This window comes from Candidatus Cryosericum terrychapinii (assembly GCF_003570925.1).
GTDB classification, from domain to species: Bacteria; Caldisericota; Caldisericia; order Cryosericales; family Cryosericaceae; genus Cryosericum; species Cryosericum terrychapinii.
In genome coordinates, this window is the sequence record NZ_QXIS01000007.1 from 1 (window position 1) to 10683 (window position 10683).

The 10683-nt window shown below is 60.0% G+C and carries 13 protein-coding genes; 10 read left to right on the top strand and 3 right to left on the bottom strand.

Going from position 1 to position 10683, the window contains the following annotated elements; genetic code table 11:
* Window positions 1-229: 229 nt before the first annotated feature.
* From SMC7_RS01575 to SMC7_RS01590, 4 genes are all read left to right on the top strand, one after another.
* The gene (locus SMC7_RS01575; RefSeq protein ID WP_119088632.1) at window positions 230-745 is read left to right on the top strand and encodes a type 1 glutamine amidotransferase domain-containing protein; all 516 of its coding nucleotides are present in this window, start codon (window positions 230-232) and stop codon (window positions 743-745) included.
* Between the two features lie 88 nt (window positions 746-833).
* Window positions 834-1169, top strand: coding sequence for a helix-turn-helix transcriptional regulator (locus tag SMC7_RS01580; RefSeq protein ID WP_119088633.1), 336 nt, complete (start codon window positions 834-836; stop codon window positions 1167-1169).
* 113 nt (window positions 1170-1282) lie between these two features.
* Entirely contained in the window at window positions 1283-2887 is a 1605-nt protein-coding gene (locus SMC7_RS01585) for a CTP synthase (RefSeq protein WP_119088634.1), read from the top strand.
* Window positions 2877-5084, top strand: coding sequence for a hypothetical protein (locus tag SMC7_RS01590; protein WP_119088635.1), 2208 nt, complete (start codon window positions 2877-2879; stop codon window positions 5082-5084). Before SMC7_RS01585 ends, SMC7_RS01590 begins: the two co-directional genes overlap by 11 nt.
* A 111-nt stretch (window positions 5085-5195) precedes the next feature.
* Here SMC7_RS01590 and era read toward each other — a convergent pair whose 3' ends face one another.
* The gene (era, locus tag SMC7_RS07320; protein ID WP_320409453.1) at window positions 5196-6152 is read right to left on the bottom strand and encodes a GTPase Era; all 957 of its coding nucleotides are present in this window, start codon (window positions 6150-6152) and stop codon (window positions 5196-5198) included.
* 12 nt (window positions 6153-6164) lie between these two features.
* Here era and SMC7_RS07325 point away from each other — a divergent pair, with 12 nt between their 5' ends.
* The 4 genes from SMC7_RS07325 (at window position 6165) to SMC7_RS01610 (ending at window position 8100) form a co-directional block, all read left to right on the top strand.
* Window positions 6165-6743 carry a hypothetical protein gene (locus SMC7_RS07325; RefSeq protein ID WP_165845043.1) on the top strand — a complete coding sequence of 193 codons (579 nt, stop codon included), beginning with the start codon at window positions 6165-6167 and terminating at the stop codon, window positions 6741-6743.
* 15 nt (window positions 6744-6758) lie between these two features.
* Window positions 6759-7529 carry a DUF554 domain-containing protein gene (locus SMC7_RS01600; RefSeq protein ID WP_119088637.1) on the top strand — a complete coding sequence of 257 codons (771 nt, stop codon included), beginning with the start codon at window positions 6759-6761 and terminating at the stop codon, window positions 7527-7529.
* A gap of 98 nt (window positions 7530-7627) precedes the next feature.
* Window positions 7628-7798, top strand: a complete 171-nt coding sequence (locus tag SMC7_RS01605) for a YvrJ family protein (protein WP_119088638.1) — start codon at window positions 7628-7630, stop codon at window positions 7796-7798.
* Window positions 7798-8100: an N-acetylmuramoyl-L-alanine amidase gene (locus SMC7_RS01610; RefSeq protein WP_119088639.1), complete on the top strand. Its 303-nt coding sequence runs from the start codon at window positions 7798-7800 to the stop codon at window positions 8098-8100. The genes SMC7_RS01605 and SMC7_RS01610 overlap by 1 nt, the downstream gene beginning before the upstream one ends.
* Window positions 8101-8172: 72 nt before the next feature.
* Here SMC7_RS01610 and alr read toward each other — a convergent pair whose 3' ends face one another.
* Window positions 8173-8895 (bottom strand): alanine racemase, encoded by a 723-nt coding sequence (gene alr, locus SMC7_RS01615; RefSeq protein WP_119088640.1) that lies wholly within the window; start codon window positions 8893-8895, stop codon window positions 8173-8175.
* 15 nt (window positions 8896-8910) lie between these two features.
* Window positions 8911-9105 (bottom strand): alanine racemase, encoded by a 195-nt coding sequence (locus SMC7_RS01620; RefSeq protein WP_119088641.1) that lies wholly within the window; start codon window positions 9103-9105, stop codon window positions 8911-8913.
* A 124-nt stretch (window positions 9106-9229) separates the two neighbouring features.
* Between SMC7_RS01620 and pcp the strand changes: the two genes are divergently transcribed.
* On the top strand, window positions 9230-9847 hold the full coding sequence (gene pcp, locus SMC7_RS01625; protein WP_119088642.1) for a pyroglutamyl-peptidase I: 618 nt from the start codon (window positions 9230-9232) through the stop codon (window positions 9845-9847).
* A gap of 51 nt (window positions 9848-9898) precedes the next feature.
* Window positions 9899-10683, top strand: a 785-nt coding sequence (locus SMC7_RS01630; RefSeq protein WP_165845044.1) for a hypothetical protein, incomplete at its 3' end; no start/stop codon positions are given.

The following is a 10683-nucleotide window of genomic DNA, read 5'->3' on the forward strand; positions in this document are numbered from 1 at the left end:
CTCCATACCGTTCTCCCAGAGCCTGGATACGCGCCACGGCCACTATGTCCACGCCGAGTTGTTTCATTATTTCAGTATAGCAGCAAAGACCCGTACGGCGCGGTCTTCACCGTGAATCGACTCAGAAGGCCCACGGATGTGAGCTGACCAGCATTGAACGTCTTCATTTCATTATGCTTCCACTTGGCTAGAATATGAACAGAAGTCGAGCATGCAAAGGGAGGCCTATATGGCAAAGAAGATTGCTGTTCTGCTGGACGAGCTGGTGCACGAGCATGAATTCATCTATCCCTACTTTCGTCTCAAGGAAGCCGGGTTCGAATCGGTCAGCGTTGCAACAGAAAAACGTGTCTACAAGGGCAAATTCGGTGTGCCCTTCACGCCGGACATGCTCATTGCGGACGTCACTCCGGGAGAGTTTGAGGGTGTGGTTGTGCCCGGCGGATATGCGCCGGACTACCTCCGTCGGTCGAGGGCCATGCTTTCGCTGGTTGAGGAGATGAACGACAATGGCAAGCTGGTGGCGATGATCTGTCACGCCGGGTGGGTGGGCATTAGTGCAGGGATCGTCAAAGGGCGCACACTCACCAGTACCAGCACCATCAGGGACGACATGTCGAACGCCGGGGCAATCTGGATCGACCAGTCGGTTGTCGTGGATGGTAACCTCGTTACGTCCCGCTCGCCGGCGGACTTGCCAGACTTCATGCGTGAAGTCCTGAGGGTGCTCTCCGTTCAGAAATAGCACCGTCTGGAGCAGACCAGCAGCATTCACCGCCGGCCGGCGCGGTTGGCGGCCGGCGGTTTCCATATACAATGAATAAGGAGCAACCATGGGGTTCAAAGAGAACGTCGAGGTACTGCTGTCAAGGAGCCACTGGAGCCAGCGCAAGTTGGCTGCCGCTGCCGGCATCTCCTCGGGGAGGATCTCTCAGATCCTCGCCAACCCTACGTCGCCCACACTGGTCACCATGACCAAGATCGCCGCCGCATTCGGCCTCGAGGTCGCAGACATGGTGCGCGACGAGACGCTTTCTGCTCCCGGCGATGAACTCGAGCTGGCTCTGCGTCACCAGGGAGACCTCAGCTCTCAGGATATCCAGGCAGTCCATGCATTCATTGCGTACATCCGCGATGCACGTCCAACAAGGAACAGGCATGGCAAGTGAGACGGTCCTGAGCTCGCGCTGGCTGAGGGGCTGGCGCGGGGGTTGTCGCGTACATACGGCGTGCCCGTGACCATGGCGCGCAGTTCCATACCCCAGTCAATCACGGAGGCAGCATGAGCAAATTCATCTTTGTTACCGGTGGCGTCATGTCGTCGTTGGGCAAGGGCATCTTCTCTGCCTCCCTGGGACGCATCCTCCTCGATGAGGGCTTCTCCGTGACCATTCTCAAGATGGACCCATATCTCAACGTCGATGCAGGTGTGCAGAACCCGTTTGAGCACGGTGAGGTCTTTGTGACTGAGGACGGGGCGGAGACGGACCTGGACCTGGGACACTACGAACGCTTCCTCAACCAGAACCTGCACCGCATAAATAATATCACCAGCGGGCAGGTCTACCTGTCCGTCATCGAGAAAGAGCGCAAGGGAGAGTACATGGGGCACACGGTACAGATCATCCCACACCTCACCGGGGAGATCCGCAGCCGTGTCACAAAGGTTGCCGAGGCGTCGAAGGCCGACTTCGTGATCGTCGAGGTTGGCGGCACGGTCGGTGATATCGAAGGCCTGCCGTTCCTTGAAGCCATCCGCGAGTTCTGGGCCGAGGATCCTGCCAACTCCATCTTCGCTCATCTGACGTACGTCCCCTATCTGGAGACCACAGACGAACTCAAGACCAAGCCCACCCAGCACAGCGTCGGCGAACTGCGCAAGATCGGCATCCAGCCTACGCTGGTCGTGGCCCGTGGGGTGAAGGAACTGCCAGCCGACCAGAAGCGCAAGGTGGCCCTTTTCTGTGGTGTCCCCGCTGATCACGTCATCTCGCTGCCCAACCTGACCTCGGTGTACAAGGTCCCAAACTACCTGCAGGAACAGCGTGTCGGCCACCTCGTCCTGTCTTCGTTCGGCATGGCGCCCCGCACGGCCGAGACCGAGACACCCTGGGTGCGGTTCACGTGGACCATCGACCAGGCGAAGACGCCGCGCAGGCTGGCCATCGTCGGCAAGTACGTTCAGCTGAATGATGCCTATCTTTCCCTCCGCGAAGCGCTTCACCATGGTGCATGGGCGACCGGGTGTGACCTACACATCGATCTGGTTGACAGCGAAGACGTCGAGAAGCAGGGGGTACGCCTGCTGGACGCGGGCAAGTATGACGGCATCCTGGTCCCGGGGGGCTTCGGGAAACGCGGTATCGAAGGCATGATCCTGGCCGCGGGATACGCACGTACCCACAATCTGCCCTACCTGGGCATTTGCCTGGGCATGCAGGTCGCCAGCATCGAGTTTGCACGGAACGTGCTCAGCATTGCGGACGCGAACTCCCAGGAGTTCAAGCCAGAGTCCAAGGACCTCATCATCTACCTCATGCCGTCGCAGAAGGGCGTGCAGAAGCTGGGTGGGACCATGCGGCTCGGTGTCTACGAGAATACCATCACACCGGGGAGCAGGGTGCAAGAGGCCTATGGGGCATCCACGCTCTCCGAACGCCATCGTCATCGCTATGAGTTCAACAACGACTACCGTACGGCCTTCGAAGAACATGGCATGCGCGTCGCTGCTGTCTACCCGGAGGAGGACCTCGTCGAGTCCCTCGAACTCGAGAATCATCCGTTCTTCGTCGGCGTCCAGTTCCACCCAGAGCTTTCGTCCAAGCCACTCCAGCCGGGTCCCCTGTTCGTGGCGTTTGTGAAGGCCATGCTTGCACATGAGGGGTAAGAAGCGGGTCCGTACTGTCACCCTCAGCCAGGCTGCGGGCGACGTGTTGGACCGGTTACAGGTCATCGGCGGTGCGGGACAGGTGCGCACAGAATCCGAGGCGCACCTGCGGACGGTACTGACACAGACGGCCTCGGAGCTGTTCAAGCCCGAGGAGCTGCCGCGCTTCCTTCAGGTACAACTGGCCGGCGAGCTTGGGAGTATCCCGTCCTGGGACAATCTGACCGGTGAGCGCCTGACGCATCTGGGCTTGCCCCGTCATCCAGAGGGCGTGCGGGCGGATGAATGCGGCACGCTCATCCTGACGCTGGTGCCTGCCACCATCGACTACATGGCGCAGGTGGAAGGACGTGAAGTCTGCTCCTCCGCAGCGTATGACCCAAGGGCGACGACAGCTTCCTTCGAAGACGGCATCCACCGCATCGTCATGACGGCACCCGAACTCACCGTGACCAGGAGTGCGTTTCCTCATGGACTGATGGACCTGCCCTTCGTTCAAGTCACATTTCGGCTGCGCAATACCAGCGACCAGTTTCACGCCGTAACCCTCGTCCTCCTCATCAAGCCGTTCGACGAGGTAGGCATCACGAATCTGGAACGGTTCAGTTTCTCCCGTGAGAACCTCATCATCCTCAACGGACAGCGCGTTGCTTTCGCCTGTGAACGACCGAGCAGGACCAGGGTCACCGTCTACGATCCTCGGACTGGCAGCATGGTTGATGTCGATGCCGATGGCGAAATCGTCTCACCGATGGGGCTCATGCAGATGCGGCTTGCGTTTGATCACCAACTCGAGCCTGGAGGTGACGCCGAGGTCACGTTCTTCTTCTTCGTTGATAGAGACCGCACCTACAACCACGAGGAACTCACACTCCTCCTTGGACAGAGCGCCGGGATCCTCGAGCAGGAGCACCGGCTCGTCGTGACGCAGGAAAAGCACGTAGGATATCGCACGGGCGACGAGCGCCTTAACCGTTTTGCCGCCAACCAGCTGCTTCACCTGTCATCTCTTGAGGCTGCTGCTGCCTCGGCGTTTGACGACGGGGTAGATGCTGTTGCCTTGCCGGCGCTCGTCGAGGCATATGACCGTGTGGGAGAGGTCGACACGGCTTCCGGCCTCTTGCGTTCCTATGCGGCGCAGTTGCCCGCAGGGCCCGCGCTGTCGGCGGATGCGTTGTTTGCGTATGCAAGCCTTGTCATCGCTCTTGGTTGGCATCTGAAGGTGGCGCGCCAGGTGCAGCTCCGCAGACAGCTGTTCCCCGTCGCGGACCAGTTCGTCACCTGGCTCAGCCAGTCACAGACGGCAGTGGAGCCTGTCGCCATCAGCTTGCTGGGACCATTGCGGCGTTCCGGTCCCATGCTGCATCTGGTGCTGGGCAAGGCTATCGAGAGCTATCAGGGCATGCTTTCCGAGAAGGACGACCTGCGGCTCAGACTGTGTGACGACCTTCAGCTGCGGTTGCTCAAGCAGGTGGATGCGGCTGGCAGCCATACTGACCTTGGCAAGCCGACGTTTGCCGACATAGCGCCGGTCGCCGCCTACGCTCTGTTCGGCGCGCACGGCATGGAAGACGTCACCCTGACCGGTAGTATGAGCTGGATCACCGAGCACTGGCTGCGCGACGGCTTCATAGCAAACCGCTGCCTCGGCTCGCTCGGCGACATCCGCCTGTCACTGCTGTGTGCCAAAGCTTTGGTCTTGCGCCGTGAGAGTGGAGCGTACGGTCTATTCCAGGAGGCCCTCGAGCAACTTGGGGTGTCCGATGCCCTCCCCGACTACATCGACCTGCACACCAGGAGAGCTCTCGTTGGTCCACGGCACAGTGCCGTTGCCACGGCGCTCGCCATCGAGCTGCTGACCAGCCTCATCTTCGTCGAACGCGGCACCTATCTGAGCATCATCCCGGTGCCGACGCCCGAACTGTTTGCTGGCGATGGTATCGATGTCCACGGCCTGCAGTCTACGTTCGGCGAACTTTCCGTGCGCATGCAGCGTCTGGGCGACAAAGTCCGGTTCAGCATGCGTTCAGATTTCCTCCGGGGCGTCAGCGCCATCGAACTCAACTTCCCCTGGGAACTCAAGGAACTGGTCGCGCGCAAGGGAACAGTCAAATACGTGACCGGAGGGACCATTGTCATGGAGCCTGCGGACCTTATTGAAGGTGAGGCTATCGCGGCCAGCCCCGGCCCGTCGTAGACGGTTCGTTTCTCACATCTTCTGCTGAGGGGACGAGCCCTCAACAACCGGTGTATGAAAAAGCGCCGGGCGTGAGCCCGGCGCTTGTGTGTTCGATTGAGAATGGACAGGCTACTTCTTGCTGACCGCCAGTCCGAAGTGCTTCATGGTCACCAGCTTGCGGTTCCAGTTTTTCTCGACCTTGACGCGAACGTCGAGCTCGACCCGCTCGCCCAGGAAATGGACGAGGTTCTTGCGGGCGACATCCTTGATGGTCGCGATGAGTTCACCGCCCTTGCCAATGATCATGCCCTTCTGAGAGTCCTTGGCGACGTACACGCTGACCATGGCGCGGATACCCTTGGCGGACTCCGTGATGTCGTCCGTGACGACTGCCGTCGAATAGGGGAGCTCGTCCTGCAGGCGACTGAACAGCTGTTCGCGCACGGTGTCAGCAACGATGAGTTCGATGGGGTGCGACGTCAGGGTCTTATCGTCGAAATAGGGCTCACCGACGGGCATTGCGTCGATGGTCGCCTTCACCAGTGGCGAGACGCCTGCGCCGGTCGCTGCCGAAACGTGGAAGACAGCCGTCGGATGGAGCTTCTCCACGAAGGGAGCAGCCACCATGTCATGGCGCTTGGCCGTGTCCAGATCCAGCTTGTTGACGACGAGGAAGATCGGTTTGCCGAGCTTGGTGACGATGGGGATCATCTCCTCGTACTCGGCGTCGGGATAGGCTGACTGGTCGATGACAAAGTAGACGACCTCGATGTCCTCCAGCGACTGCAGCGCCGTCTCCACAAGGTACTTGTTGAGCTTGCTCTTGCTCACCTTGTGATATCCGGGCGTATCGACGAAACAGACCTGAGCGTCCTTCTTGTTGAGGATGCCAAGAATGTTGTACCACGTGGTCTGCTGTTTGGGCGACACGATGGATAGTTTGGTACCAAGGATGGTGTTCATCAGCGACGACTTCCCAACGCTGGGCTTGCCAAAAATCGATACGAATCCACTCTTCATAATAAAAGTGTACAGGCTTTTGCGCCTCAGACAAACACGTGTACAATGAACTCCATACGATTTCATTGGAGGTTTCTCATGCTGATCCAGGTGGCTATCAACAATATCGAAAGCATTGAGCAAGGCGAAGAAATCCTCAAGAAATGGCACTACCACCTTGACGAGGACCAGTCTCACGTCGTCGTGGAGCGTGACGTCGACAGCGTCACCGTTCGTATCTCGGGGTTCCATCCGTGGGCTGACGAGATGGGAGAGGACAGCGAAGAGTGCTCCTGCGGTGGTGGCGATTGCTGCAAGGAAGGCCTCGAGCACACCGAGGGCGACTCCTGCTGCTGCCACAATGAAGGTGACGCCGCACATGGCGAGGACGAGGACGATGAGAGTGACGACGAGGGCGAGGAGTCCGAGGTCATCTATCTTGGCCAGGCCCTGTTCATGCCAGCCGAGGACCAGGCTCGTGTTTTGGCCAATGAACTGATGGACGACGACTATATCGGTACGGTATCCGTTTCCATCGCCGGCGTCGAGCTCACCGACACGGATGCATTCCGCGCGCTGCCTGCGAACACAAAGAACGCCGTCATCGCTGCCATCGAGGAACTCGGCGACCCTGAGGCATATGTCTCGATGTACGAGGTCATGGGGCTCAAGGACTAGGAACATCGTCTGTTCATGAGTATTCTCTGGGCAATTACTACGTTGGTTGCCGCCCCTTTGGGGGCGGCAGCGGGTTTTGTGCTCAGGTTCCCTCTGAGCGCGACGGTCAACGCGGTCGCAGTCGTGATTGGCAGCCTGCTCGGCATGTTCGTTGGCAAGTTTCTCAAGGAGGACACCCGCACTGCCATCTTCATCGCGAATGGGCTGGCGACGCTTTCCATCGGGATCGGCATGGCTCTCAAGACGGGCAATGCCGTCATCATGGTCATGGCTATCGTGAGTGGTGTCGTCGTGGGAGAGCTCCTGCGGCTCGAAGACCGGATCAACGCAGCGGCCGAGCGTTTCCAGAAGCGACTCCATGTCGCGTCCGGAAGCCGGTGGGCAGAGGGGCTTGTCACTGCTTCCCTCATCTACTGCATCGGCCCCATGACCATCATTGGTTCCATCCAGGAGGGGATGACGGGTAACGGTACGCTCATCTACACGAAGTCCATCCTCGACCTGGTCATCAGCATATCGCTCGCTGCAGCGCTGGGCAGCGGCGTGGTGTTCAGCGCCATCCCCGTATTCATTATCCAGGGAAGTCTGACCGTGCTGGGTTCGGTGCTGGGGTTCCTGATGCAGCCCTACATCCTGGGCGAGCTGACGGCCACGGGCGGCCTCATGGTCATCGCCATCAGCATCAACCTTCTGGGTCTGAAGAAGATCAAACTGGCCAACCTCCTTCCCGGCCTGATCTTCGCCGTTCTGTATGCCCTTCTTTTCCACGCCCTGAAGCTCGTCTGACCCCGTTTCTCCCGTCAGGGAGACGCCACAAGCGCGTCCGCCATACGTGTCTCTCCATAACAGGAGAGCAGGGCAGCCCCCTGCCAAGGAGGCACGACATGGACGAGCTTGTCAAGTTGATCAGCAACATCGGTTTCCCAATCGCCGTCTCCGTGTACCTGCTGACGGTATTCGGAGGAAAGCTGGACCAGATGCAGGCAAGCTTGGATCGGCTGGCCGACGTCATCGAGACCGCTTTGCGCATCAATGGTTCGGCAGTTACGCCCTGATGCGGCTCCTCACCCAAATAGTCCTGCACCACGGCGCGACCGATGCGACCCTCAGGAGCGGAGATCCCGAGGGCGCTGCGCTGTGGGCCGCGATCGAACGCAATCACCAGAGGCACTGGGCGAAAATCGTCGCCGGCTACATCTGCGACTACCATTTCGGCATCGGGCCCACCGGCGTCGTCCTTGCTGGACAACCGCTTGGCATGGTCGCATTCAACTGTGGTAATGCGCGGCTCAACGCCGTGAGTATCGCGGTATGCTTCCTGGGCAACTTCCAGGTGGCGCATCGCGGGCCGCCATGACACGGTAGTCCTGGTACGATGACAAAACCCCCACCTTTGAGTGGGGGTTTTGTCATGTCCTGGCGTGGAACTTCAGGTATGCCGGTCCATGTAGACGCGTGGCACGCGCTTCGAGATTCCAGTCAAGACCTCGTAGGAGATGGTCTCCATGAGTTCCGCGAGTTCTTGGGCGGTGATCGAACAACCGTCCTGCTCACCAATCAGGGTCACGCCGTCGCCGGGCACTGCGGTGGGGATATCTGTCACATCGAGGGCGCAGACATCCATACTGATACGACCCACGATGGGCGCGAACCGTCCCCGGAGGATGGCATGCGCCTTGTTGGACAGTCCACGCAGATAGCCGTCGGCATACCCGATGGGGATAAGAGCCATGCGGGTCGGCCGGTCGGTGATGAACGTTCTCCCATAACCGATGCCGTGGCCTGCCGGCAGTTCCTTCACCATTTCCACCTCTGTCCGCAACGAGAGTACCGGCCGTACGAGGCAGGTCGGGGCAGAGACTGGCGGACAGCCGTACAGCAGGATGCCGGGGCGCACCCCGTCCAGCATGGCGTCGGGAGACGTAAACATGCCGGCTGAATTGGTCAGGTGCACCATTGCCGGCTGGAGACCGCCCGCGCGCACCTCACGCACGACCGCCGCAAACCGTGCTGCCTGCAGCGCCGTGAACTCCGGGTCGGATTCGGCGCACGCGAAGTGTGAATAGAGACCGACAATACTGACGCCTGGGACCGCAGCGCTGCACAGGATCTGCTTTGTCGCATTGTCTGCTAGGACGCCCGCACGCCCCATGCCGGTGTCGACGCTTTAATGCAGGCGCACGGTGCGTGTTTCCGCCGCCGCTCCGTACATTGCCGTCGTCGCACCGTGTCCATATGCGTCAGCCTTCACGACACCGATGACCTGTGTCTTGCGTGGCGTGCACGCCCGGATGGCCCGCAGGTTATCGCGGATTGCTGCCAGATCGATCTCTGCTACGGTAGGCCGATACATCGTCGTCATTTCCTCCAGATTGGGCCATCTCGTTTGCCGGCCTCATGCCGTCGTACCGATGCTCAGGTTCATGTCAAGGACGTTTGGTCGGAAGCCACGTCCGACTATACTGTCTCCATCTGGGGAGGAACGCATGATGACGATACTCGTGACCGGATTCGAACCCTTTGGCGGCGAAGCCATCAACCCGTCATGGGAAGCAGTCAGGCGGCTGAACGGCGATATGGGTGATGTCCGCATCGAACGCCTGCTGGTGCCGACAACCTATGCAGACAGTATTGGGACGGTGACAGAGGCGATCGACCGGCTTCGCCCGTCCACCGTCCTCATGGTCGGTCAGGCGGGAGGGCGAGCCGAGCTGAGCATCGAGCGTGTCGCGGTCAACTGCGACGATGCGCAAACTCCCGACAATGCCGGTATCCTTCGTGAGGACGCACCCATCGTTTCGCAAGGCCCGACCGCATACCTGACCACGCTACCCGTGAAGCAGATCGTTGCGCGGCTTCGCAGCGCCGGGCTGCCAGCTGCCGTCAGCAACACGGCGGGCTTGTTCGTCTGCAACCATCTGTTCTATGGCGTCTTGCACCACATTGTCACACACAATCTGGATACGCAGGCCGGATTCGTCCACATGCCGTTCCTGCCCGAGCAGGTGGCGGGTAAACCGGGGACCCCCTCCATGTCGTTGGAGACGATGGTGGCCGGGCTCGACTGCATGGTCGCCGTCCTGACGTCGGACGCACGGCCGTAGCAGGTCTGCACAAATACGCGAGTGATAGAAGTACTCGACAAAGGGGGAACCATGAAGAGGAATCGAAAACTGCTGTGTGTTGCACTTGTCGTCGCCCTTGCGCTGTTCTGCCTGGTCAGTCCGGTGGATGCCTGGAACAGCCACGGTGCCTGTACGAAGCTTATTATCAGTGATCAGGAGTGGCTGAAGGCGTATGACAGCATTACCGTCACGCCGTGGACCTACGAAGGCGTGGATACAGCCATAGTCGGACCCAACTTTGTCCTGCAATACATCGAGGGCAAGCCGGGCACGGTAACCAGCGCCGCCGCTATCCTGACCAACTATGCAGATGAGCCCGACTGGAAGATGGACCAGGACCTCCAGCTTAGCCCGCTCCAAGTGTTGACGGGCGGTTCCCAGGGATGGCGGCACCAGTATTACGGCCTGGGCTGGCTGCGCTTTGGCGTTGCACCAACACGTGCGCAGTACTTCTTTGACCTGGCAGGCAAGGCAAGGGAGAAGGGCGACCTGTACTGGACCTTCCGCTACCTTGCGCGGGCGATGCACTACGTGCAGGATACGACTCAGCCATATCACGGCGTTCCTGCGCCCGTCGGCCTCATTTTCAAGGGTATCAGTAACTTCAGCGCTCTCATGGGATCAGCGACCAACCATCACTACAACCTGGAGGAGTACCAGGGAGCGATGGTTGCGCGCAGCAGCCCGGTGTTTGTCGATGCATTGCAGAACGCCCCTCCGCTGGACATTGCGATAGCGACCTCGCCGACCTGGCTGTGCCGCCACGCCGCGTATCTGGGCAGGCCGGTGGTTCGCGAGCTGTGGCCACTGGAGAC

Excerpts from the sequence above, each read along its gene's own strand:
- SMC7_RS01575 (WP_119088632.1), top strand. The coding sequence starts at position 230 with ATGGCAAAGAAGATTGCTGTTCTGCTGGACGAGCTGGTGCACGAGCAT.
- SMC7_RS01580 (WP_119088633.1), top strand. The coding sequence starts at position 834 with ATGGGGTTCAAAGAGAACGTCGAGGTACTGCTGTCAAGGAGCCACTGG.
- SMC7_RS01585 (WP_119088634.1), top strand. The coding sequence starts at position 1,283 with ATGAGCAAATTCATCTTTGTTACCGGTGGCGTCATGTCGTCGTTGGGC.
- SMC7_RS01590 (WP_119088635.1), top strand. The coding sequence starts at position 2,877 with ATGAGGGGTAAGAAGCGGGTCCGTACTGTCACCCTCAGCCAGGCTGCG.
- era (WP_320409453.1), bottom strand. The coding sequence starts at position 6,152 with ATGAAATCGTATGGAGTTCATTGTACACGTGTTTGTCTGAGGCGCAAA.
- SMC7_RS07325 (WP_165845043.1), top strand. The coding sequence starts at position 6,165 with ATGCTGATCCAGGTGGCTATCAACAATATCGAAAGCATTGAGCAAGGC.
- SMC7_RS01600 (WP_119088637.1), top strand. The coding sequence starts at position 6,759 with ATGAGTATTCTCTGGGCAATTACTACGTTGGTTGCCGCCCCTTTGGGG.
- SMC7_RS01605 (WP_119088638.1), top strand. The coding sequence starts at position 7,628 with ATGGACGAGCTTGTCAAGTTGATCAGCAACATCGGTTTCCCAATCGCC.
- SMC7_RS01610 (WP_119088639.1), top strand. The coding sequence starts at position 7,798 with ATGCGGCTCCTCACCCAAATAGTCCTGCACCACGGCGCGACCGATGCG.
- alr (WP_119088640.1), bottom strand. The coding sequence starts at position 8,895 with ATGGGGCGTGCGGGCGTCCTAGCAGACAATGCGACAAAGCAGATCCTG.
- SMC7_RS01620 (WP_119088641.1), bottom strand. The coding sequence starts at position 9,105 with ATGACGACGATGTATCGGCCTACCGTAGCAGAGATCGATCTGGCAGCA.
- pcp (WP_119088642.1), top strand. The coding sequence starts at position 9,230 with ATGATGACGATACTCGTGACCGGATTCGAACCCTTTGGCGGCGAAGCC.